Raw genomic sequence first — 22559 nt, forward strand, 5'->3', positions numbered from 1 at the left:
TGGCTGGATGTAGGAGTAATACTACAATAAAGCGCCGGTGTTGGCTTCACTGTTGGCTTAATACTACGTGTCAGCCGAATCCGCCTTGTTTCAGGCGCCGGTACAGCGTGCGCTCGCTGATGCCCAGGTGGGCCGCCAGTTCGCTGCGGGTGCCGGCGAAATGGCTCAGGGCGTCGGCCAGGGTCTCGCCAGGCGAGGCCGGCCCCGGGGCGGGCCGGGCCGGCGCCAGCGCCAGATGGGCGCTGCGGATCACGCCATCGTCGGCGAACAGGCTGGCGCGTTCGAGCACATTGCGCAGCTCGCGGATATTGCCCGGCCACGCGCGCCCCTGCAAGTGCGCCAGCGCCTGCGCATCGATGCTCACGGCCCGCATCGCCCCCGGCCGGCGCAGGAAGGAGTCGGCCAGCAGGGCGATATCGTCGGCGCGCTCGCGCAGCGGCGGCAGGCGGATCGGGAAGGCGTTGATGCGGTAATACAGGTCCTGGCGGAACTCGCCGCGCGCCACCATCGCCTCGAGCGGCTTGTGGGTGGCCGCCACCAGGCGGAAATTGGCGTGCAGGGTTTCCACCCCGCCCACGCGGCGGTAGGTGCCGGTTTCGATCAGGCGCAGCAGCTTGACCTGCATCGCCAGCGGCACGTCGCCGATTTCATCGAGAAAGATGGTGCCGTCCTGGGCCGTCTCCACCAGTCCCGGCTTGCGCAAGGCTGCGCCGGTGAAAGCGCCTTTTTCATGGCCGAACAGTTCGCTCTCGAACAGCGACTCGCTCAGGCCCGAACAGTCCACCACGACCAGCGGACCGCCGGCGCGCGCGCTGCTGGCGTGCACGGCGCGCGCGAACAGTTCCTTGCCGGTGCCCGATTCGCCCAGCAGCAGCACCGGCAGCATCGAGGGCGCCACCCGCTGCAGGGCGGCCAGGGCGTCGTTGAAGGCCGGCGAGCGGCCGACCAGGCCGTCGCCGCTGGGCTGGGCCGAGGCGCTGCGCACCGTCGAGAGGCGTTCGACATAGGCGGTGATGGCGCCGTGCTGGTCGAAAATCGGGCGCAGCTCCACATCCACATGCTCCGGGCCGCGCGGCGTGTGGTGGATGTGCAGCACGCGGTCCGGAGCGCGCAGCTCCCGCGCCTTCTTCATGGGACAGTGTTCGCCGGCCTGGTCGCAGGGCAGCTCGTACCGGTGCGAGACGCGGTAGCACTTCTGGCCGATGAAGGGCTTGCCGGTGCCGCCGAACTGGCGCCGGTAGGCGCCGTTGGCGGCCAGGATGCTGTAGTCGGGGTCGAGCACGATCATCGGCTGCGCCTCGTGTTCGAGGAAGGACACCAGCGACTGCAGTTGCGCTGAAAGGGGGGCTGGATTGCTCGGGTCGGTCGGCATGCGATGGCTCCTGGTCAGGCGCGCATGGTGGCCCGGTACTGCCAATACTGTCAAGTGACACTGCCACATGGCAGCGATGCGGCAGTGCGCGCTGCGCCCGGAAGAATGTAAATTCCGTATTAAATCAAGGATCTGGATCAGGGTTTTCGCAGATTGTGTATCTGGCATGGGTCTTGCACCGCCTTGTGGCTGAACCCGAGGAGAACACCCCAGCATGAGCACCGCCGCATTCCAGGTCGAAGGTTTCTTCGACGCCGCCACCAGTACCGTCAGTTACCTGGTGATCGATGGCGCCACGCGCCATTGCGCCCTGATCGACAGCGTGCTCGACTTCGACCAGAAGTCGGGCCGCACGGCCACCACCTCGGCCGACCGCCTGATCGCGCGCGTGCACGAGCTGGACGCACGGGTCGAGTGGATCCTCGAAACCCACGTCCACGCCGACCACCTGACCGCCGCACCCTACCTGCAACAGCGACTGGGCGGCAAGACCGGCATCGGGCGCCACATCGCCGCCGTGCAGGAAGTGTTCGGCAACTTGCTCAATACCGGCGCCGGCATGGCGCGCGACGGCAGCCAGTTCGACCACCTGTTCGCCGATGGCGAAACCTTCCGCATCGGCAGCGTCGAATGCCGCGTCCTGCACACGCCCGGCCACACGCCGGCCTGCCTGAGCTACGTGGCCGGCTACGGCGCTCGCCTGGCCGCGTTCGTGGGCGATACCTTGTTCATGCCCGACTACGGCACCGCGCGCTGCGATTTTCCGGGCGGCGACGCGGCCACCCTGTACCGCTCGATCGGCAAGGTGCTGTCCCTGCCCGACGATACCCTGCTGTATATGTGCCACGACTACCAACCGGGCGGGCGCGAGGTGCGCTTCGTCAGCACGGTGGCCGAGGAGCGCGCCCACAACGTCCATGTCGGCAATGGCATCGACGAGGCCGCGTTCGTCGCCATGCGCACCCGGCGCGACGCCACCCTGGCCATGCCGACGCTGATTTTGCCGTCGGTGCAGGTCAATATGCGCGCCGGGCAGTTTCCCGAGCCGGAAGCGAACGGCCAGCGCTACCTGAAAATTCCGCTCAACGCGCTGTGAGCGCCGGCACCATGGACCAGGTCGGGGTGCTGATCGTCGGCGGCGGCGCGGCCGGCATCGCCACGGCGGCCAGCCTGCTGGCGCGTGCGCCCGAGCTCGACATCGCCATCGTCGACCCGGCCGACGTGCATTACTACCAGCCCGGCTGGACCCTGGTCGGCGCCGGCGTGTTCGATGCGGCGCAGACCGCGCGCACCATGGCGTCGGTCATTCCGCGCGGGGTCAGGTGGATCAGGGCGGCGGTGGCGGCGTTCGAACCGGAGCGCAACGCGGTCGTGCTCGACGGCTTCCGGATGCTGCGCTACGGGCAGCTGGTGCTGTGCCCGGGGCTCAAACTCGACTGGAACGCCATCGACGGCCTGGCGCATACGCTCGGCAGCAACGGCGTGACCTCGAACTACCTGGTCCACCTGGCGCCCTACACCTGGCAGCTGGTGCGCAGCCTGCGCGCGGGCCAGGCCATCTTTACCCAGCCGCAGGCGCCGATCAAGTGCGCGGGCGCGCCGCAAAAGGCGCTGTACCTGTCGGCCGACCACTGGCGGCGCAGCGGCTTGCTGGAGCAGGTGCGGATCGACTTTTGCAGCGCCGCCCCGACCCTGTTCGGCGTGCCCGCGTACGTGCCGGCGCTGACGGCGTATATGCACCGCTATGGCGCCGGCCTGCACCTGGGCCACACGCTGACGGCGGTCGACGGCCCGGCGCGGCGCGCCACCTTTGCGCGCGTCAATGCGGAGGGCGGCAAGGAGACGGTCACGCGCGCCTTCGACCTGCTGCACGTGGTGCCGCCCCAGGTGGCGCCGGACGTCGTGCGGGTCAGCCCGCTGGCCGACGCGGCCGGCTGGATCGATGTCGACCCCGCCACCTTGCGCCACAAGCGCTGGCACAACATCCACGCGCTGGGCGACGCCATCAATACCGGCAACGCCAAGACGGCGGCGGCCGCGCGCAAGCAGGCCCCGGTGGTGGCGCACAATGTGCTGGCGGCGCTGGGCAAGCGCGCCGGCGTGGCGCGTTACGACGGCTACGGCGCGTGTCCCTTGACGGTCGAGCGGGGCAAGGTGGTGCTGGCCGAGTTCAAGGACGGCGGGGTGCTGGCGCCGAGTTTTCCATCCTGGCTGATCGACGGCACGCGCCCGTCGCGCCTGGCGTGGCTGCTCAAGGAGCGCATCCTGCCGCCGCTGTACTGGCACGCCATGCTCAAGGGACGCGAGTGGCTGGCCAGGCCGGCGCTGGCGGACGCGTGAGCGTGGCCCGATGATGGTCGCACTGCTCGGTTTTGCGGTCGGGATCGTGCTGGCGCTGACCGGCGCCGGCGGCGGCATCCTGGCGGTGCCCTTGCTGGTGTTCGGCGCCGGCCTGTCGATGGCCGAGGCAGGACCGATCGGCTTGCTGGCGGTGGGACTGGCGGCCAGCCTCGGCGCGGCCATGGGACTGCGCAGCGGCACCGTGCGCTACAAGGCGGCGCTGCTGGTGGCCGGGGCCGGGGTGCTGTGCTCGCCGCTGGGCCTGTGGCTGGCGCAGCGCATGCCGAACCGGCCGTTGACAGCGATCTTCGCCATCGTGCTGCTGTACGTCGCCCTGCGCGCCTGGCAGCGCGCGGTGCGGGGCGCCTGCCTTGCGCCGGCGCGCCGCAAGCCGCCGCCGTGCCGGCTCGACCTCGCGCGCGGCAAACTGAATTGGACGGCGCCGTGCGCGCGGGCGCTGTGCTGCTCCGGCCTGCTGGCGGGCGGGCTGTCCGGCCTGCTGGGCGTGGGCGGCGGCTTCGTGATGGTGCCGGCCTTGCAGCGCTTTACCGACCTCGGCACGCAATCGGTGCTGGCGACCTCGCTCGCGGTGATCGCGCTTGTGTCGATGTCGGGCGTGGCCGCCAGCGCCGCCAGCGGGCACCTGCAATGGGCTGTCGCCATGCCGTTCGCGCTCGGTGCCCTGGCCGGCATGGGCGCCGGGCGGCTGGTCGCGGCGCGCCTGCCGGCCGCACGCCTGCAGCAGGGTTTCGCCTTGCTGTCGGCGCTGGTGGCGCTGGCCATGCTGGTGCGCGCCGCAGCCTAGTGTGGTTATTTTTGCACGATCCTTGTCGTTGTCATAAAAATATCTTGAGGGGCGCCGGGCTTTGCGCTAGAGTTTCAAGCCGGAAATTTCCGGCTATATTCTCACCGAGGTCTGACCATGCATCGAACGCTGAGCGCTTGCGCCCGCAACATCCCCCTCCTGTCCGGCCGCGCCGCCATGTTGCTGGCGCTGACGGTGGCGCCCACCATCGCAGCGGCCGCCGATCTGCCCTTGTCCGCCTGCGCGGCCCAGGCCTATCCGGCCGAAGCCTTGCGCTACCGGATGGAAGGCGTGAGCCGGGTCCAGCTGGTTCCGGGCAAGAAAGTGCGCGTGGCCGGCGTGGTCGGCGAGAGCGGCTATGGCGTGCTCGACAGCGCTTCGGTGGCGCTGGCGGCCACCTGCAAGGTGCCCACCGCCAGTCCGGACGGCACGCCATGGGTGCTCACCGTGCCGTGGAAACTGCCGGCCGAAACCGCCGCCTACACCCCGGCCCGCCTGGTGGCCGAGGCGTGCTCGCGCAGGAATAAACTGATCCGGTTTCCGGAGCTGGACGGCCTGCCGCCCAACCTGACCGTGCGCGTGCTGGTGGGCGCCGACGGCGCTGCGGTCGCGCCGAAAATCGAGCAGTCGAGCGGCGAACCGCTGGCGGACCAGCAGGCGCTCGACATGGTGGCGCAGTGCCGCTTCGGGCGCGCCACCTTGGGCGGCGCGGCGGTGCAGGGCGCGCTGCTGGTGCCGCTGGTCTTCGACAGCGCCGCCGTGAGCGACGACAAGCTGCGCGCGCTGTACGCGCAGCAGACCGACCCCAAGCTGGGCCCCAAGGACTACAAGCTGGCGCAGCTCGATTTCACCACCCAGACCGAAGCGGTGCGCGCCATCGAGGAGCTCAACGGCGGCGCCAAATTTACCGACTTCATCCGCAAGCGCACCAAACTGCCCGAGGTGATCAAGCGGGCAGGGCAGGTCGGCTGGATGCGCGTGGCGGACATGGAAAAGGATGTTGCGGAAGCCATCGAAGGGCAGGGCGAGCCCGGCTTGCTGCAGGAGCCGGTGCGCGCGAAGAGCGGCCGCTGGCATGTGATCGACATCGAAGACACGCGCCCGGTGGCGACGGCCGGCTACGAGAAGGTCAAGGCTTCCCTCAAGCGCAAATTGATCGAGGAACGCGAGGTCGTGGTCCAGCAGCCGCCGGCACCGGCGAACTGAGATCGGCTGAAGGGGCCGTCTGCGAGCCCCTTCAGCCAGCCGCTTACGGCAGCGTTTTCAGGGTCGCCTTGACGGGCGCCGAGAAGTTATAGCCGTCGTAGCGGTCCCAGTTGATCGACCAGGTCATCACGCCCCGGAAATCCGGGTAAGCCTTGAGCGGCTTGATGGTGCCGCAGTTGAGCAGGCGGGTCAGGCAGTTGAGCGCGTTGTTGACATCGGTCGTCGTGGTAAAGCCCGACCCGGCCGAACTGCGGCCGGACGGCACGCCGAAGCCCACCTGGTCCGGCCGCAGGCCGGCGAAGGTATTATTGCCGTAAGTAAATCCCTCGATCAGCATCCTTGCCGTGGCCACCAGCTGGTCGGTCGAGCCGGCCTTGATCGGGCCGGTCGCGTATGGCGTGTAGATGTCGCCGTTGTTGTAATACTGCGGATGCAGCACCGTCAATTCATTGCGCAAGGCGTTGATGATGGGGATGTACGCGCCCCAGATCGAGCCGTAGCTGGTATAGCCGCCTTCCACATACACCCATTCCGGCGCCATCGACAGGTAGAAGTTCGCGCCGACCTTGGCCTTGAGGTTCTTGACCGCGATCGGCAGGTAGGTCTGGATCGCCGCGCCCTGGGACACGCCGTTTTCGAGGTCGATGTCGATCCCGTCGAAACCGTACTTGACGATGATCGCGTGCAGGGAATTGGTGAAGTTGGTCGCTTCGGCGGTCGAGCCGACCGAGACCGAACCGTTCTGCCCGCCCAGCGAGAGGATGACTTTCTTGCCCTGGGCTTGCTTGGCCCTGATATCGGCGATGAACTGCGCTTCGCTGCCGGCGCTCGGGTCGACCGTGAAGCTGACATTGCCGCCGCCGGCGTTATCGGCGAAGGACACCACGATCACATCCCAATCGTTGCTGACCTGGCTGATGGGGAAGGTATTGCCGCTCGGGTTGGCGAAATTGTGCCAGTAGCCGACCAGTGCGTGCCTGGCCAGGCCGGTCGGGGTTGGTGTCGGGGTTGGCGTCGGCGTCGGCGTTGGAGTCGGCGTTGGAGTCGGCGTTGGCGTCGGCGTTGGGGTCGGCGTCGGTGTCGCGCAGCTGCCGGCCGCCTTCCACAGCGTCGGCGAATCCTTCGGATTCCAGTTGGTGCCGACGTACGCCGTGTGGGTCACCAGCGCCTGGTACGACACGCCGAGGTAGCTGACGACCTGGCCGGCGCTGTAGGTGCTGCCTTCGGCCCACAAGGCGCAGGCGGCCGGGTTGGGTACAGGTGTCGGGGTCGGCGTTGGCGTGGGGGGTGGAGTCGGTGTCGGGGTTGGTGTCGGCGTCGGCGTTGGCGTCGGCGTTGGTGTCGGCGTCGGCGTCGGAGCGGTGCCGCACGAGCCGCTCGCGGTCCACGGTTTGCCGCTTCCGGCAGCGCCGTTGTTCGACGCCGGATCGGCTCCCTGGGTCCAGTAAGCCGCCGTGTAATTCTGGCCGGCGACGCTGGCGGACTTGCCTCCCTCGTACACCGTTGCGGCATTCCACTCGGCGAAGCAGACCGACGTTGCCGCGAGCATCTTGCTCTGGGACGATTGGGTGCCGGTGGACTGATTCTCGCCCGAGCCGCCGCAAGCGGCGAGCGAGCCGCCCAGCAAGCCAACGATAAGGCTATGGATGATTGTTTTGTTCAATTTGGAACTCCTTGTCGAGATGGTGGACGACCCAAAGATGCTTTATATGCAATAAGCGAATACCAATATAACACCAATGTTCAGAGGTATGCATACCAAATTAAAAATTATTAATACCAACTTATTACCTGCGGAAACGGTCGATTCCAGGCGTCATTGAAACGCCGACGTGGATACATGGCTGGGGAAACGACGGAGGGAATAGGGATGCGCCGATGACAGGCGCTGTCGGCCTGTCATCGGGATTGCTGGAGGGACTTGGCCTTACTTGATGACGGCGACCCGCTGGCGCTTGCCGCCCTTGAAGGTGTACAAGGTCAGTTTGCCGTCCTTGACGTCGCCCCGCGCATCGAAGGCGATGGTGCCGGTCACGCCCTTGTAGCTGATCTTGGCCAGCACCGGCAGGTACACGGCCGGATCGGGCGAGCCCGCCTGTTGCATGGCCGCCACCATGGCCAGCATGGCGTCGTAGGTATACGGCGCATAGGTCATGACATCGATGCCGAAGCGGCGGCGGTAGGCCGCGCGGAAATCGTCCAGGCCTTTTTGCTGCTGCGGCTCGACGCCGCCCGCTTCGGCGCAGATGACCTGGCCATCGGCCATGCCGTCGCCCGCCAGCCGGGGCACCGAATCGGAACACATGCCGTCGCCGCCCATGAAGCGCACCGGGATGCCGAGCTGCTTCATCTGGCGCAGCATCGGGCCGGCCACCGCGTCCATGCCGCCGAAGAACACGAGGTCGGGCTTGGCCGACTTGATCGACGTCAGGATCGCGTTGAAATCGGTGGCCTTATCGGTGGTAAATTGCTGCGCAACGATGCGGGCGCCGCTGGCGGCACCGGATTTCTTGACGTTCTTGACGAACTCGTCCGCCAGGCCCTTGCCGTAGGCGGTACGGTCGTCGATCACGGCGATCTGTCTGGCCTTCATATCCTGCACCGCGTAGCGGGCGAGGGCGGCGCCGAGCTGCTCGTCGTTGGCGATATTCCGGAACGCCGTATTGAAACCCTGGCGCGTGTACTTGGGATTGCTGGCGGCCGGCGAAATTTGCGGAATGCCGGCGTCGTAGTAAATTTTCGAGGCGGGAATGGTGGTGCCCGAGTTCTGGTGCCCGATCACGCCGCGCACCTTGGCGTCGACCAGTTTCTGGGCCACGGCGGTGCCTTGCTTGGGGTCGCTGGCGTCGTCTTCGGCCAGCATCTCCACGCGGTAGCGCTTGCCGCCGATCGTCACGCCCTTGGCGTTCAACTCATCGACCGCCATGCGCGCGCCGTTCTCGTTGTCCTTGCCGAGATGGGCGATGGCCCCGGACGTGGCCGCCACGTGACCGATCCGGATGACATCTTGCGCCTGCGCTGCGCCGCCCGACAAGGACGCCAGCACGGCTGCCCGGAGAACCAATCTTGAACTGAACTGCATAACTTCCTTTATTGTTGACGCGGCCAGAACGCCGCCGATCGGGAAGCATACCATGCAGGAATGGCGCGCGCGCCTGTGGATTTCCACGACGCGCGGCCGGTTCAGGCAAGGCTTTCGGGCTCGGCGCGCTGGCGGCGCAGGTGGACCAGCACGCCCAGGCCGGCCATGCCCAGCACGGCGCCGATCAGGGTCAGCAGTTCGCTGCCGCCGCGCGTGACGACGGGAGCGGCGTTCGAGGTCATGGTGGCGGCGGTCATGCTGCGGTCGTAGGTGGCGCCGATCACCAGCTCGCGGTCGTTGATGGCATTGGTCAGGTGCAGGCCCTGGCCGCCACGGTGCAAGGTCATCTTGTTGTCGCGCCAGACGAAGGACATGCGTTCGGTGCCCACCAGCACGGTGCCCACCACGTGGCCGGCGTTGTTGATGTCGGTGGCGAAGCTGTTGTAATTGCCGATCAGGGCGCCCAGGTCGACCATGCGCTTGCCGTCGTGCACAAAGGCGCGCCAGCGCAGGTCCTGCGTCTCGGACGCGCCGGCCACGACGCCGGCATCGTTGATGGCCAGGGCGGCGCTCTGGCGACCGCCCAGGGTGCCGAGGTCGACCATGCCGTTCTCGGGCGTGTAGAGGAAGGCGTGGCGCAAGCCCTGTTCGTTGGCGGCGGTGCCGACCACGTGGCGGTGCTTGTTGACGCCGCTGGCGTAGCTGACATTGCCGCCCAGCGTGCCGAGATCGCGCAGCTGTCCGCTGCCATCGTCGATGAAAGCGTGCCAGTCGCCGCCGGGGATGTCGGCAAAGCCGACCGCCACGCCATCCTGGTTCAGCGCCATGCCGTAACTGCTGGGACCGCCCAGGGTGCCGATCGTGCGCATGCCGGTGTCGCGGTGGAACAGGAAGGCGTTCCAGCTTCCATCCTTGTTGCGTACCGAACCGATGATCTGGCCCCGGTCGTTGATCGCGCGCGCGTCGCTATGCTTGCCCTCGCGCGTGCCGAGATCGGTGATCTTGCCTTTCTCGAACAACACCCCGCGCGTGTTGCCGTCGCCATCTTCCAGCACGGCGGCGACCTGGCCGCTGGCGTTCATGTCGTAGGCGATGGTGGATTCGCCGGGAGGGGCGGCGATACCGAGCGGCCGAGGGCGGGCGGCGGCCTCGCCTCCCAGCATAATGAGAACGGCGAGGCAGGCAGGGAGGGCAGGGCGCATGCGAGGTTCCTTTGTCGGTGATGGGCAACTCGTTGTTCGTTGTAAAACGGCCAACGGTAAATATACGCCATCATTGCGCGTCGCAGGATATTTTTTTGCTAGTCTGTGGCAAATTTATTGCGCTTGGATTCCGGCGAATCTAAGTGCACCCGTGGACGACTGGATAGATGGCGTGCGACCGGATCATCAAGGCCAGAATCCAGGGCGATTGCTGTCCCTGAGCGGTTCTGCTTGCGGTACTTGGACGTCACGCATCGGTGTTAGGTCGGCCGCTGCGGCGTATACCCCACTACATCGTCAGAAGACTTCTTTGACAAATTGTGCGATTGCAGGAAGGAATTGAGCAAAGACGACCACGCCTGTGAACCATAGGACAGTTGCCAGTCTGCCGTCAGTAACAGCCTTGACCAGGTCGGAACGCTGCCTCTCGACCTGCGCCGACAGATCGGCCTGACCTTGGACGACCTGTGCCGACAGATCGGCGTGAACTTGGACGACCTGTGCCGACAGATCGGCGTGAACTTGGACGACCTGTGCCGACAGCCTGGCCTGTCCTTGGCTGATCTGGGCCGACAGTTCGGTCTGTGCTTCGACGATTTGCGCCGACAGTTCGAAACGCAGCGCGACAAGATCAGCCTTGGTCGCGCCATTGGCCTTGATGACGCCGACATCGATCTTGATGGCCGCGACGTCAGCTTCCAGTCGTGCGACTCGGGATTCCAGGTTTCGATGACCATTCTGTTCGTCGCTCGTGTCCATTGCGCTTCCACTGTAGTTGAGGGAGGCCAGGCCTGTTCATGTTACACGGCCCCGCTTGTATCGACCGACTGCGCCAGACTGAAGGCGGCAAGGACAACCATCAGAGATAATGCGCCAGAAAACGAATAGCCTCCGGCAGCAGATGGCCGATAAAAACGACCCCTGTCGTCCAGAGAATGATGGCCGACTTCGCTTCCGAAATATCGCTGCGCATATCGGCGCGCTGGTCGGAATATTGCGCAGCAAACTCGGAGCGAATCGCGGCGAACCCGGCCTCCATGTCGGCACGAATCGCGACGAACCCGGTACCCATTTCGGAGCGCAACTCGGCAACATCAGCCTTGGTCGCGCCATTGGCCTTGATCACCGCGACATCGATCTTGATGGCCGCGACGTCAGCTTCCAGTCGCGCGACACGGGATTCCATGCTTGCATGACTATTCTCTCGTTCGTCACTCATGTTCGTTATCCTTCCTCTGGATTCGCAGGTCGCCGACAGTGGCACGCCCATGGGCAGTTTTGCTCGCCATGGTAAGACGCCATCGACGGCCCCAAGTTCCGCTGGGCCGGCAGTTTTCCATGATCCGGAACAAAAAAACCCGCACGCGGCGGGTTGTCGGTCGACCTGCACGGCAAAGCGCCGTGCATGCTCCTGGTCAATCAGAAGTTGTAGCGCGCCGTCACCTGCACCGAGCGCGGCGCGCCCGGCAGGTTCAGGTTGCCGTTGCTGCCATGTCCCGCCACCGTGTACTGGCGGTCGGCCAGGTTCATGGCATTGACCTGGATATCGATCTTGCCCTGCCGGTAGTAGGCCATGGCGTCGAGCGTGGCGTAACCGGGCAGCGCCACCGTATTGCCCGGATTGGCAAAGCGCTGGCCCACCGCGTTCGCGCCGGCGCCCACGCCGAAACCGTTGCCGAGCGACTTGGTCAGCCACACGTTGGCGCTGTGCACCGGGGTGAGCGTCGGGCGCTTGCCCTGGACCGGCTGGCCGGCATCGATCGCCACCGACGACGTCGCCCGCGCATCGAGATAGGCATAGCCCGACCACAGCTGCCAGCCGTCGCCCAGCTTGCCGGCGAAGGTCAGCTCGATGCCATCGCTGCGCTGGGTGCCGATGGGAATCAGGCGGTTGGTGGCCGGGTCGGTGGCCTTGATGTTGGTGCGTTCCAGGCGGAACAGCGACACCGAGGCGGTGGCGTTGCCGTCGAACAGGTCGAACTTGGCGCCGACTTCCTTGTTGGTGGTTTCTTCCGGCGCGATCTGGGCATTGTTGGCGGCCAGCGCGAACGATTCGCCCGACGGCTGGAACGACTTGCTGAACGAGGCGAAGTACGATTGCGTCTCGCCCGGCTGGTACACCAGGCCGGCGCGCGGACTCCAGGCGCGGTCCACGCGCGACAGGTTCGACTGCCCTGCGCGGCGTTCGCGGGTTTCCTGCTCGAAGCGGTCGAAACGCACCCCGGCCAGCGCTTTCCACTGCGCCGAGATGCTCGCCATGTCCTGCACATACGCGCTGGCCACGGTCATCACGCCCAGGTTGTCGGTCGACGGCGCGGCGGTGACCGTGAACGGCAGCACCGGCGCGACCGGATTGAACAGATTCACCTTCGCGATATTGTTCTGGCTGCGGAACAGCTGGTCCTTCTCCTGCCTGCCGATTTCCACGCCGTACAGCACCTGGTGGCGCATGCCGCCCAGCGTGAGGATCTGCTTGAGCTCGGTCTGGTTGAAGTAGCCGCTCTCGTCGCGCAACACATTGCTGCGGTTGAGCGAGGCTGTCAGCGCCTTCTCGTCGACCGATCCGGCCAGGGTGTTGTTCCGGTCGAGCGTGTAGTTGTAATGGCGGAAGGCATTGCGCAAGGTCCACGCATCGTTGAAACGGTGGTCCAGGGTGAAGCCGACCGCTTTCACTTCCGCCTCGGAATAATCGTTCTGCTTGGCGTTGGCCGCGCCGTAGTAGGTGCCCGGGGCCACGTCGACCGGCTTGCCGCGATACGCGGGCACGCCAAAATCGGTCACGCGCTTGTCGTTCAGGTATTCGGCCTGCAACAGCAACTTGGTGGCATCGCCGATCTTGAGCGAGACCGACGGCGCAAACGCTTCGCGGTCGAGGAATTGCTGGTCGCGATAGCTGTCGGCGCGTTCGATGGCGCCGGTCACGCGCACCGCCACCGGGCTGGCGCCGCCGGCGCGGGCCACGTCGATCTCGGCGCGGCGCTGGTTCCAGCTGCCGGCCTGCAGGCTCACTTCGCTCTTGTTGATGCCGGGCTTCTTGCTGATCCGGTTGATCAGGCCGCCGGACGAGCCGCGCCCGTACAGCACCGACGCCGGTCCCTTGATGATTTCCACCTGTTCGATGTTGGACAGGTCGCGGAAGTACAGCGCGTCGTCGCGCATGCCGTCGACGAACTGGTCGGCGATCGCCGTGAAGCCGCGGATGGTCACCTGGTCGCGCTGGCCGTCGCCGTGCGACAGGCCGATGCCCGGCACCGCCTTGAGCACGTCCTGCAGCGAACGCGCGCCCTGGTCGCGCAGCACCGACAGCGGCACCACGTTGACGGTCTGCGGAATGTCGCGCAGCGGCGCGTCGATCTTGGTGGCGCTGGTGGCGCTGGCCGGGTTGTAGCCGGCGTCCTGGTCGCGGGTGGCGGTGACGGTGATTTCTTTCAGTTCGGTCTGGTTCTGCGCGAGGGCAGGGCTGGACAGGTAGGGGAGTGCCAGCGCGATGATGACGGCCAGCCGTTTCGGTTGCAGTGCCATGTGACGTCCTTGTTCTTGTGCTTTACTACGAATGATAATGATTCCCATTCATATTATTGCTGAGCTGCGTAAATATGGCAAATTTATGTGATGCGCATGGATCGGAGTCAGAACAGGGTCTGCTGCAAGCTTGTCAGGCTGGCAAAATCGTCGCCCAGGAAGGGCAGGATGGCGTCCGCGATCGGTAGCAGCTGGCGCGTGACGTAGTGTTCGTAGTCGATGCGCGAGCGCTGCGTTTCCAGCGGCTCCGGGCCGGCCAGGGTCATCACGTAGCGGATCCAGCCGCCGCGCTGGTATTGCAGCGGGCGGCCGTGCTGGCGGTTGAAATCGTCGGCCAGGCGCGCGGCGCGCACCGGCGGCGGAGCGATGCCCTGGTACTCGGCGAGCGGGCGGCGGATGCGCTTGCGGTACACCAGCAGCGCGTCGAAGTCGCCGCGCAGGGTGCTGGCGACATACTCGCGCACATAGTCGCGGTACGGCTCGCGCTTGAAGATGCGCAGGTACAGCGCCTGCTGGAACTGCTGCGCCAGCGGGGTCCAGTCGCTGCGCACCGTTTCCAGGCCCTTGAAGACCATCTCTTCGCCGCCGCCGGCCTGGCCGATCAGGCCCGCGTAGCGCTTCTTGCTGCCTTCTTCCGAATTGCGGATGGTGGGCATCAGGAAGCGCCGGTAGTGGGTTTCGTACTGGAGTTCGAGCGCGCTTTCAAGGCCGAATTGCCCGCGCAGGTGCTGCGCCCACCAGGCGTTGACATGGGCCACCAGTGCACGCCCGATCTCGCCGGCCGGGGCGTCGTCGTGCGCGTCGCCCAGCCACACAAACGTCGAATCGGTGTCGCCGTAGATCACCCGGTAGCCGCGTTCCTCGATCAGCTCGCGCGTGCGGTGCATGATCTCCTGCCCGCGCAGGGTGATCGAGGACGCCAGGCGCGGATCGAAGAAGCGGCAGCCGCTCGATCCGAGCACGCCGTAGAAGGCGTTCATGATGATCTTGAGCGCCTGCGAGAGCGGCTGGTTGCGTTCGCGCTTGGCCGCCTCGCGGCCGGCGGCGATCTGGCTGACGATGGCGGGCAGGCAGTGCTTCTCGCGCGAGAAGCGCGCGCCGCGAAAGCCCTGCACGGTGGCGCCGCTTTCGTCCTGCAAGCCTTCGATCAGGCCGACCGGATCGATCAGGAAGGTGCGGATGATCGAGGGGTACAGGCTTTTGTAGTCGAGCACCAGCACCGAATCGTACAGGCCCGAACGCGAATCCATGACGTAGCCGCCAGGGCTGTTTTCGCCCGCGATATCGCCCAGGTTGGGCGCCACGTAACCCTGGCGGTGCATGCGCGGCAGGTACAGGTGTTCGAAGGCGGCCACCGAGCCGCCGCTGCGGTCGGCCGCCAGTCCGGTCACGCTGGCCCGTTCGAGCAAAAAGGCCAGCAGGTCGGTCTTGTCGAAAATGCGCGTGACCAGTTCGCAGTCCTTCAGGTTGTAGTGCGCCAGCGCCGGCTTGTCTTCCTTGAAGCGGCGTTCGATTTCGGCCATGCGCTGGTAGGGATTGTCGATCGCCTTGCCTTCGCCGAGCAGGGTGCGCGCCACGTTCTCCAGGCTGAAGGACGAGAATTGCCAGGTCGCCGACTTGAGCGCGTCGATGCCGTCGATGATCAGGCGTCCGGCCGCGCCGGCGAAGAAGTGCTGCTGCGAGCCGTGTTCGCGCCACTCCATCGGGCTGCCGTCGCGCCCCAGGCGCAGCGGCACCTGGCAGCGCTCGGCGTGCTGCTGCAGCACGCGCAGGTCGAACTGCACCACGTTCCAGCCGATGATGGCGTCCGGATCGTGGGTCGCCAGCCATGCGTTCAGGCGTTCGAGCATCTGCGCGTGGCTGTCGCAGTAGTCGAGCGCGAAGTCGAGCGCGGCGGCGCAGCCGTTGGGCGGGCCGAGCATGTACACCTGGCGCTGGCCGCAGCCTTCCAGCGCGATCGAGTACAGCTCGCCGCGCGACGTGGTTTCGATGTCGAGCGAGACCAGTTTCAGGCGCGGGCGGTAGGCCGCATCGGGCTTCAGGGGACTGTCCGGCGCCTCGTGGAACAGCACCGGCGCCGTGATGAAGCGCTCCATCAGGTAGCGCTCGGGCGGGCGGATATCGGCCTCGTAGACGTCGATGCCGTATTCGCGCAGGCGCTTGGACTGGCGGGTCAGCTGGCGGTACTGATGGCAGTACAGGCCGAACACGGGCCGCTGGCGGAAGTCGCGCAGGTCGAGCGCGCGCAATTCGCAGCCGCGTTCGCCCTGCAGCAGCGCCTCGACCTGGGTGCGCCATTGCTCGGGAATGAAGGCGACCGATTGCTGGCCGCTATGGCGGATATGGCGCGGTCCATCGTCGGTGGCCAGCCAGAAGTCGACCTCGGTGCCGGCGGGCGTATCGCGCCAGTGGCGGGTCAGGAGGAACCCTTGCTGCGGTTGATTCAATGTGGACCTCGGAAGCGCTGGACGGATGGCGCGCATATTCTAAGCCATCGCGCGCCGATCCGCATTATCATGGCCCGCTACCGACCACCCGCACAGCCCATGCCAAGCGATACGATGACCATGACTTTCCCGTCCCTGCGCCTGCTGGCGGCCGCCGCGCCGCTGCTGCTGTCCGCCTGCGGCACCTTCAATGCCGCCGCCCGGGCGGAAGACGGCGCCGGCGCCGAATTGGCCCATGTGTGGGGGCGCTGGGCCGACTCCGGCGGCGACATCGCGGTCGCCGTCACCTGGGAGCGCAAGGTCGACGCCGGCGTCACCGTGGCCGAGATCGAAGACGCCTTTGCCAGCGTGGCGGCCGAAGAAAACCTGAAGATGGTCGGCAGCCTGCCCCTGTCGGCCGAGTTGCAGGCGCGTTCCGGCCAGCCGCAGAAATTCCTCAAGGTGTATTCGTACTGCGACCCCGAGACCGCGCGCGCGATGGTCGACTTCAGCCCGCACATGGCGGCCTTTCTGCCGTGCCGCATCACCGTGCTGGAAAAGGACGACGGACTGTGGATCTACACCATGAACATGGACATGCTCACGAGCATGGGCCGCAAGCTGCCGCCCGAACTCAGGCCGCGCGTGATGCGCGTGCGCGACGCCATCCGGAAGATGCTGGAACGCGGTGCGCGCGGCGAATTCTGAGCCGTCCGGTCCCGGCGCGCTTGCCGGCGCGGCGGTAATACAGGAATTTTGCCGCGATACTTGCCAGGACCGCCAGCGTTCCGATCGTTTGCAGCAGGGCGTCAAGCATGATGTTCTCCTCGGTTGAGCGGCGCGACAGTGAGCGGCCCATGCAAACGATCTTAGTGCGCCGGCCGCCATCGCGCAATCTGGGAATTCCGGTGCTACACTTCGGATTTTCCGAAAGCACGAGACAAACCATGCGCTTCGACCTGACCGATATCCGCGTCTTCCTGAGCGTCGTCGAATGCGGCAGCCTGACCCAGGGTGCGCGCAGCATGCACCTGGCGCTGGCGTCGGTCAGCGAACGGATCGCCGGGATGGAGGCGGCGCTCGGCGCGGCGCTGCTCGAACGCAACCGGCGCGGGGTGCGTCCCACCGCCGCGGGCGAAGCCTTGGTCCGGCACGGACGCTCGATCGTGGATCAGGTCGAACAGATGCGCGGCGAACTGCGCACCTACGCGACAGGCCTGAAAGGCCGCATCAGGCTGCTGTCGAACACGGCGGCGATGGCGGCCTTTCTGCCGCCCCGGCTGTGCCGCTTCCTGGCGGCCCATCCCGACCTGTCGATCGACCTGGAAGAGCGGCCCAGCCTGGAAAGCGTGCAGGCGCTGGTGGACCGGCGCGCCGATCTGGGCATCCTGTCGGACGTGACCGATTTCGGCCCGCTGCAGACGCATCTTATCGCCAGCGACCAGCTGGTCGTCATTGCCAGCCGTTCGCATCGCCTGGCCGGGCACACCAGCGTGGCCTTTGCCGAGCTGTTCGCCGAGCCGATCGTGGGCATGGCCGATACGGCGCTGACCATCCACCTGGCCGAACGCGCGGCGCGCCTGGGACGCCAGCTCGACTACCGCATCGAATTGCGCAACCCCGAGCATATCGCCATGCACGTGGAGGCAGGCGTCGGCGTGTCGATCCTGTCCGAGGTGCTGGCCAGGACCTTGCGCCGCGACCTGGCCATCGTGCCGCTGGAAGAAGCCTGGGCCAGGCGCCAGCTCTACCTGTGCGCACGCGACTTCTCGGCACTGACCCCGCACGCCCACCTGCTGGTACAGCAAATGCTCGAGGGCACGCCCTGAACCGGCTCGCGCACCCGTGTGTTGTTTTCCGCATCGCAACATCGAAAGCGCTTGTGCAATCCGTGCGGATTTGGTTTCATGCGTATATCGGCATTTCTTTAAACCTGAAATAAAGCATGGATCAAGACCTCGACAGCGAACAGATGAGCGAAGTGTTCGAAGAAGTATCGAACTATTTCGCGCTCCTGTCCGAGCCGACCCGGCTGAAGATCCTGCACGCGCTGTGCCATGGCGAGCGCACGGTGGGGGCCATCGTCGGCGACATCGGGGCCACCCAGGCGAATGTGTCGCGCCAGCTGAACATGCTGTACCGCGCCCGCATCCTCGGGCGCCGCAAGGAGGGCGCGCAGGTGTACTACCGCATCGAAGACCAGAACACCATCGCCCTGTGCCGCACCGTCTGTTCGCAGATGGCGGAAAAGGTCAAGAACAGCCGCCGCATGGAGCAGGGCGCGATCCAGGGATTCATGGGCGCGCAGGCCTGAGGACGCGGCACGGCGGCGATGTCGAACATAGCATATGCGCGCATGGTTATATGCGTATATGGTCATATAAGTAACAACGGTAGCCGCCAGCGGCGACGTTCAACAGGCAAGCGAGAGGCAGTGGCAATGACGACTCCGATACGCAAGCGCGGCCGTGTGCAGGCCGCCCCCGAACACTTCCTCGACAGCGCGCTGATCGAGGACATCAACCGCGCCGGCATCGACGGCGCCCGGCGCGGCTTCTTGCGGCGCAGTTTCCTCGCCGCCGGGGCCGCCATGACCGCCGGCAGCGCGCTGGCCCAGGACGGCGGCGCCGGCGACCCGAACATCCTGACTTTGCCCGAGCATTCGCGCACCCTGGGCAAGCCGGTTGTCACCCATCCCTACGGCCAGCCCTCGCAGTACGAAGCCAACCTGCAGCGGCGCGAGTCGCCCGGCCTGACCCGGGTGGGCGCGGCCTCGGTCTCGTTCACCCCCTTGCAGGGGCTGTTCGGCATCATCACGCCGTCCGGCCTGCATTTCGAGCGCCACCACCAGGGCTGGCACGATATCGATCCGGCCAAGCACCGGTTCATGATCAACGGCCTGGTGAAAAACCCCAAGGTCTACACCATGGACGACCTGATGCGCATGCCCTCGGTGTCGCGCATGCACTTCATCGAGTGCGGCGCCAACACGGCGATGGAGTGGGGCAATGTGGCGGTGCCCTCGGTGCAGTACTCGCACGGCATGCTCAGCTGCAGCGAATTTACCGGCGTGCCGCTGTCGGTGCTGCTCGACGACTGCGGCTACGACAAGCGCCGCGCCAGGGTGGTGCTGGCCGAAGGCGCCGACGGCTCGTCCATGACGCGCACGATCTCGCTCGAACGCGCGCTCGACGACGTGATCGTGGCCTGGGCCATGAATGGCGAAATGCTGCGTCCGGAACACGGTTATCCCCTGCGGCTGGTGGTGCCCGGGGTGCAGGGCGTGTCGTGGGTGAAATGGCTGCGCCGCATCGAAGTGGGCGACCAGCCCTACGCCGCCAAGGACGAGGCGCTGCACTACATCGACGCGCTGCCGGACGGAACCTTCCGCCAGTACACCTCGATCCAGGAATGCAAGTCGGTGATCACCACGCCGTCGGCCGGCCAGCGCCTGCTCGATACCGGCTACTACAACATCACCGGGCTGGCCTGGTCCGGACGCGGCAAGGTCAAGCGGGTCGACGTGTCCGTGGACGGCGGACGCAACTGGCGCACGGCGCGCCTGGAGACGCCGCTGCTGTCGAAATGCCTGACCCGCTTCAATATCGATTGGGACTGGAACGGTGCGCCGGCCGTGCTGCAATCGCGCGCCATCGACGAGACCGGCTACGTACAGCCGAAAATCAACGAACTGCGCGCGGTGCGCGGCACCCGCTCCATTTATCACAACAATGCAATCCAGTCGTGGCAGGTTGCGCAATCGGGCGAGGTGTCGAATGTCCAGGTTTACTAAAGCCGCGCTCGCGCTCGGCATTGCCGCGCTGGCCGCCAACCTCGCCGCCGCCCCGGCCGGCAAGCCCGGGCGCAGCGCCACCGCCCGGGAAGTGGCCGCCTGGGATATCGATGTGCGGCCCGACTTCACCGGCCTGCCCAAGGGCTCGGGCAGCGTGCTGGCCGGGCAGGCGGTGTGGGAAGGCAAATGCGCCTCCTGCCACGGCACCTTCGGCGAGTCGAACGAAGTGTTTACCCCGCTGATCGGCGGCACCACGGCCGACGACGTGGCCAAGGGCAGGGTGGCCTCGCTCGTCAATGGCCGCCAGCCGCAAAAGACCACCTTGATGAAAGCGGCCACCGTGTCCACCCTGTGGGACTACATCAACCGCGCCATGCCCTGGACCGCGCCCAAGTCGCTCACCACCGACGAGGTGTACGCCGTCACGGCCTACATGCTGAACATGGGCGAGGTGGTGCCGGACGACTTCGTGCTGTCGGACCAGACCATGGCGCAAGCCCAGCAGCGCATGCCGAACCGCAACGGCATGGTCACCAGCCATGGCTTGTGGGAGGTCAAAGGCAAGCCCGACGTCAAGAGCGTGGCCTGCATGAAGAACTGCCCGGTCGAGGCCACGGTGCGCTCGTCGCTGCCGGAAGCGGCGCGCAACGCGCACGGCAACCTGGCGCAGCAGACACGCGGTTTCGGCGCCACCCGTGGCGTCGATACAACGCAGCCGGCGCCGGCGACGCGTGCGGCCGTGGCTGCGCCGCCGTCGCCGCCGGCGGCTGCGGGCGCGCCCGACAAGGCCACCCTGGCGCTGCTCCAGCAGCACGCCTGCATGGCCTGCCACGCCATCGATACCAAGGTGATGGGCCCGAGTTTCAAGGCGGTACGCGAAAAATACCAGGGCGACAGCACGGCCGCGGCCAGGCTGGCGGGCAAGGTCAGGGAGGGCAGCGTGGGCACCTGGGGCGCGCTGCCGATGCCGGCGCACGGACACGTTAACGATGCCGAGATTGCAAGGATGGTGGCGTGGATTCTGGCAACACCCAAATGAACAGCGATGGCAGGAGACGACCCGCCTCGGGTAGTCTTGGTTTAAGGCAGTATTCCCGCCGTCAACTGGCGGGGGCAATTTTCAATCATGGGAGAAGATGATGAATCAAAGTCGACGCAATCTGATGCGCATTACCTCGGTGCTGGGCGCGGCATTCGCCGCCGGGCTACTCAAACCGTCCGACGTGTTCGCGGCAGAATGGAGCCAGAAAGTGTTCGACGCCAAGAGCCTGGAGGCCGTGGTCAAGGAACTCGGCGGCGACAAGTTCGTCGTCAGCGCCGATGTCTCGATCACCGGCCCGGATATCGCCGAAAACGGCGCCGTGGTGCCGGTCTCGGTCGCCAGCAAGGCGCCGAATACCGACTTCATGGCCATTTTGGTGGAAAAGAATCCCAACACCATGTCGGCCAGCTTCAACATTCCGCCGGGCACCGAGCCGGCCGTGACCACGCGCGTGAAGATGGGCGGCACCTCGAATGTGCACGCCCTGGCGCGCGCCGACGGCAAATGGCTGCTCGCCTCCAAGGAAATCAAGGTCACCCTCGGCGGCTGCGGCGGCTGAGCCGCTCCCCGTTTTTTCCCTCACCGACAAAGGAAACCATCATGGCTGATCCCATGCGCATTCGCGCCAGCGCCACCGGCGATCTGGTTGAAGTCAAAATCCTCATGCGTCACGACATGGAAACCGGGCAGCGCAAGGACGCCGCCGGCAAGGTCGTCCCCGCCCATTTCATCAAGACCCTGGTCGCCAAGGTTGGCGACAAGGTGGTGTTCGACGCCAATTTCGGCCCTTCGGTCTCCAAGGACCCCTACCTGTCGTTCAAGTTCAAGGGCGCGGCCAAGGGCGACAAGGTCAGCGTGACCTGGGTCGACACGGCGGGCGACACCCGCACCGACGAAGGCACGATCGGCTGAACCGGCAGGCAGTACCCATAACCATATCGAGGAGACGACCATGATCAAGCAGCGCACAGCGGTGCTCGCTGTGGGATTGCTAGCGACGATGAGCGCCGTGCTCGCGCAGACGTCCAGCACCGACGAGATCGCGAAGTACCGCCAGATGCTGGCCGACGGCAATCCCGCCGAGCTGTGGGAAATGCGCGGCGAAGAGCTGTGGAAGACCAGGGCCGGGCCGAACAAGGTGTCGCTGGAGCAGTGCGACTTCGGCAAGGGCGCGGGGGTGCTGAAAGGCGCGTACGCCGAGCTGCCGCGCTACTTCAGGGACGTAAACAAGGTGATGGACCTGGAGCAGCGCCTGGTCCACTGCCGCGTGACCCTGCAGGGCCTGAGCCCGGCCGAGGCGGTCAAGACGCCGTTCGGCGCGGCCGGCAAGAAGTCCGACATCGAGGCGCTGGTCTCGTACATCAGCGCCGAGTCGCGCGGCATGAAGATGGCGGTCTCGAGCGCGCATCCGATGGAACAGCGCGCTTACGAAACCGGCAAGCAACTGTTCTTTTACCGTGGCGGCTCGCACGATTTTTCCTGTGCCACCTGCCATTCGGTCGACGGCCAGCGCATCCGCCTGCAGGAGTTGCCGAACATCCTCAACCCGATCAACGCCCAGGCGGCCTACACCACGTGGCCGGCCTACCGCGTCTCGCAGGGGGAAGTGCGCACCATGCAGCATCGCCTGGCCGACTGCTTCCGCCAGCAGCGCTTTCCGGAGCCGCTGTACGCCTCCGACGCGCTGACGGCGGTGACGATGTTCCTGGCAAAAAACGCGAACGGCGGCGTGTATGCCGGACCGGCCTTAAAACGATAGGGGAAAGCAC

At 66.2% G+C, this 22559-nt stretch carries 19 protein-coding genes and 1 pseudogene; 12 read left to right on the plus strand and 8 right to left on the minus strand.

The window, feature by feature from the left end; all coding sequences use genetic code 11:
• Nucleotides 1-70: 70 nt before the first annotated feature.
• On the minus strand, nucleotides 71-1372 hold the full coding sequence (locus EJB06_RS00155; protein WP_126071985.1) for a sigma-54 interaction domain-containing protein: 1302 nt from the start codon (nucleotides 1370-1372) through the stop codon (nucleotides 71-73).
• A 214-nt stretch (nucleotides 1373-1586) separates the two neighbouring features.
• Here EJB06_RS00155 and EJB06_RS00160 point away from each other — a divergent pair, with 214 nt between their 5' ends.
• From EJB06_RS00160 to EJB06_RS00175, 4 genes and pseudogenes are all read left to right on the plus strand, one after another.
• Entirely contained in the window at nucleotides 1587-2468 is an 882-nt protein-coding gene (locus EJB06_RS00160; protein WP_126071986.1) for an MBL fold metallo-hydrolase, read from the plus strand.
• Nucleotides 2417-3712: pseudogene (locus EJB06_RS00165) on the plus strand (NAD(P)/FAD-dependent oxidoreductase); the annotation flags it as partial. The gene EJB06_RS00160 and the pseudogene EJB06_RS00165, both read left to right, overlap by 52 nt.
• Nucleotides 3713-3722: 10 nt before the next feature.
• Nucleotides 3723-4517: a sulfite exporter TauE/SafE family protein gene (locus EJB06_RS00170; protein WP_126071987.1), complete on the plus strand. Its 795-nt coding sequence runs from the start codon at nucleotides 3723-3725 to the stop codon at nucleotides 4515-4517.
• 117 nt (nucleotides 4518-4634) lie between these two features.
• Nucleotides 4635-5723 (plus strand): energy transducer TonB, encoded by a 1089-nt coding sequence (locus tag EJB06_RS00175; protein ID WP_126071988.1) that lies wholly within the window; start codon nucleotides 4635-4637, stop codon nucleotides 5721-5723.
• 43 nt (nucleotides 5724-5766) lie between these two features.
• Here the strand turns inward: EJB06_RS00175 and EJB06_RS32355 are convergent, their stop codons facing one another.
• From EJB06_RS32355 to EJB06_RS00220, 7 genes are all read right to left on the minus strand, one after another.
• Entirely contained in the window at nucleotides 5767-7386 is a 1620-nt protein-coding gene (locus EJB06_RS32355; RefSeq protein ID WP_229426857.1) for a chitinase, read from the minus strand.
• Nucleotides 7387-7650: 264 nt separating this feature from the next.
• Nucleotides 7651-8805 (minus strand): branched-chain amino acid ABC transporter substrate-binding protein, encoded by a 1155-nt coding sequence (locus tag EJB06_RS00195; RefSeq protein ID WP_126071989.1) that lies wholly within the window; start codon nucleotides 8803-8805, stop codon nucleotides 7651-7653.
• Between the two features lie 101 nt (nucleotides 8806-8906).
• Complete coding sequence (locus EJB06_RS00200; RefSeq protein WP_126071990.1) at nucleotides 8907-10007, minus strand: HAF repeat-containing protein; 1101 nt, start codon at nucleotides 10005-10007, stop codon at nucleotides 8907-8909.
• 297 nt (nucleotides 10008-10304) lie between these two features.
• A complete protein-coding gene (locus EJB06_RS00205) occupies nucleotides 10305-10766 on the minus strand; it encodes a hypothetical protein (protein ID WP_126071991.1) in 462 nt (153 codons plus the stop codon).
• Between the two features lie 100 nt (nucleotides 10767-10866).
• Entirely contained in the window at nucleotides 10867-11226 is a 360-nt protein-coding gene (locus tag EJB06_RS00210; RefSeq protein ID WP_126071992.1) for a hypothetical protein, read from the minus strand.
• Nucleotides 11227-11426: 200 nt separating this feature from the next.
• On the minus strand, nucleotides 11427-13529 hold the full coding sequence (locus tag EJB06_RS00215) for a TonB-dependent receptor (protein ID WP_126071993.1): 2103 nt from the start codon (nucleotides 13527-13529) through the stop codon (nucleotides 11427-11429).
• A 107-nt stretch (nucleotides 13530-13636) separates the two neighbouring features.
• Entirely contained in the window at nucleotides 13637-16012 is a 2376-nt protein-coding gene (locus EJB06_RS00220) for a DNA polymerase II (protein WP_126071994.1), read from the minus strand.
• 78 nt (nucleotides 16013-16090) lie between these two features.
• Between EJB06_RS00220 and EJB06_RS00225 the strand changes: the two genes are divergently transcribed.
• From EJB06_RS00225 to soxA, 8 genes are all read left to right on the plus strand, one after another.
• Nucleotides 16091-16663 (plus strand): DUF302 domain-containing protein, encoded by a 573-nt coding sequence (locus tag EJB06_RS00225; RefSeq protein ID WP_229426859.1) that lies wholly within the window; start codon nucleotides 16091-16093, stop codon nucleotides 16661-16663.
• Nucleotides 16664-16902: 239 nt separating this feature from the next.
• Nucleotides 16903-17784 (plus strand): LysR substrate-binding domain-containing protein, encoded by an 882-nt coding sequence (locus EJB06_RS00230; RefSeq protein ID WP_126071995.1) that lies wholly within the window; start codon nucleotides 16903-16905, stop codon nucleotides 17782-17784.
• 116 nt (nucleotides 17785-17900) lie between these two features.
• Nucleotides 17901-18269: an ArsR/SmtB family transcription factor gene (locus EJB06_RS00235; RefSeq protein WP_229426860.1), complete on the plus strand. Its 369-nt coding sequence runs from the start codon at nucleotides 17901-17903 to the stop codon at nucleotides 18267-18269.
• Nucleotides 18270-18395: 126 nt separating this feature from the next.
• Nucleotides 18396-19748, plus strand: a complete 1353-nt coding sequence (gene soxC, locus EJB06_RS00240) for a sulfite dehydrogenase (protein ID WP_126071996.1) — start codon at nucleotides 18396-18398, stop codon at nucleotides 19746-19748.
• Nucleotides 19732-20787, plus strand: coding sequence for a c-type cytochrome (locus tag EJB06_RS00245; protein ID WP_126071997.1), 1056 nt, complete (start codon nucleotides 19732-19734; stop codon nucleotides 20785-20787). The genes soxC and EJB06_RS00245 overlap by 17 nt, the downstream gene beginning before the upstream one ends.
• A gap of 100 nt (nucleotides 20788-20887) precedes the next feature.
• The gene (gene soxY, locus EJB06_RS00250; RefSeq protein ID WP_126071998.1) at nucleotides 20888-21349 is read left to right on the plus strand and encodes a thiosulfate oxidation carrier protein SoxY; all 462 of its coding nucleotides are present in this window, start codon (nucleotides 20888-20890) and stop codon (nucleotides 21347-21349) included.
• Between the two features lie 41 nt (nucleotides 21350-21390).
• Nucleotides 21391-21702, plus strand: a complete 312-nt coding sequence (soxZ, locus tag EJB06_RS00255) for a thiosulfate oxidation carrier complex protein SoxZ (protein WP_126071999.1) — start codon at nucleotides 21391-21393, stop codon at nucleotides 21700-21702.
• A gap of 40 nt (nucleotides 21703-21742) precedes the next feature.
• Complete coding sequence (gene soxA, locus EJB06_RS00260; protein WP_126072000.1) at nucleotides 21743-22549, plus strand: sulfur oxidation c-type cytochrome SoxA; 807 nt, start codon at nucleotides 21743-21745, stop codon at nucleotides 22547-22549.
• Nucleotides 22550-22559 lie beyond the last annotated feature (10 nt).

This window comes from Massilia atriviolacea (assembly GCF_003953935.1).
Classification (GTDB): domain Bacteria; phylum Pseudomonadota; class Gammaproteobacteria; order Burkholderiales; family Burkholderiaceae_D; genus Telluria_A; species Telluria_A atriviolacea.

Bases quoted from the DNA above. Each gene is read 5' to 3' on its own strand.
- EJB06_RS00155 (WP_126071985.1), bottom strand. From the start codon at position 1,372: ATGCCGACCGACCCGAGCAATCCAGCCCCCCTTTCAGCGCAACTGCAG.
- EJB06_RS00160 (WP_126071986.1), top strand. From the start codon at position 1,587: ATGAGCACCGCCGCATTCCAGGTCGAAGGTTTCTTCGACGCCGCCACC.
- EJB06_RS00170 (WP_126071987.1), top strand. From the start codon at position 3,723: ATGATGGTCGCACTGCTCGGTTTTGCGGTCGGGATCGTGCTGGCGCTG.
- EJB06_RS00175 (WP_126071988.1), top strand. From the start codon at position 4,635: ATGCATCGAACGCTGAGCGCTTGCGCCCGCAACATCCCCCTCCTGTCC.
- EJB06_RS00195 (WP_126071989.1), bottom strand. From the start codon at position 8,805: ATGCAGTTCAGTTCAAGATTGGTTCTCCGGGCAGCCGTGCTGGCGTCC.
- EJB06_RS00200 (WP_126071990.1), bottom strand. From the start codon at position 10,007: ATGCGCCCTGCCCTCCCTGCCTGCCTCGCCGTTCTCATTATGCTGGGA.
- EJB06_RS00205 (WP_126071991.1), bottom strand. From the start codon at position 10,766: ATGGACACGAGCGACGAACAGAATGGTCATCGAAACCTGGAATCCCGA.
- EJB06_RS00210 (WP_126071992.1), bottom strand. From the start codon at position 11,226: ATGAGTGACGAACGAGAGAATAGTCATGCAAGCATGGAATCCCGTGTC.
- EJB06_RS00215 (WP_126071993.1), bottom strand. From the start codon at position 13,529: ATGGCACTGCAACCGAAACGGCTGGCCGTCATCATCGCGCTGGCACTC.
- EJB06_RS00220 (WP_126071994.1), bottom strand. From the start codon at position 16,012: ATGCGCGCCATCCGTCCAGCGCTTCCGAGGTCCACATTGAATCAACCG.
- EJB06_RS00225 (WP_229426859.1), top strand. From the start codon at position 16,091: ATGACCATGACTTTCCCGTCCCTGCGCCTGCTGGCGGCCGCCGCGCCG.
- EJB06_RS00230 (WP_126071995.1), top strand. From the start codon at position 16,903: ATGCGCTTCGACCTGACCGATATCCGCGTCTTCCTGAGCGTCGTCGAA.
- EJB06_RS00235 (WP_229426860.1), top strand. From the start codon at position 17,901: ATGGATCAAGACCTCGACAGCGAACAGATGAGCGAAGTGTTCGAAGAA.
- soxC (WP_126071996.1), top strand. From the start codon at position 18,396: ATGACGACTCCGATACGCAAGCGCGGCCGTGTGCAGGCCGCCCCCGAA.
- EJB06_RS00245 (WP_126071997.1), top strand. From the start codon at position 19,732: ATGTCCAGGTTTACTAAAGCCGCGCTCGCGCTCGGCATTGCCGCGCTG.
- soxY (WP_126071998.1), top strand. From the start codon at position 20,888: ATGAATCAAAGTCGACGCAATCTGATGCGCATTACCTCGGTGCTGGGC.
- soxZ (WP_126071999.1), top strand. From the start codon at position 21,391: ATGGCTGATCCCATGCGCATTCGCGCCAGCGCCACCGGCGATCTGGTT.
- soxA (WP_126072000.1), top strand. From the start codon at position 21,743: ATGATCAAGCAGCGCACAGCGGTGCTCGCTGTGGGATTGCTAGCGACG.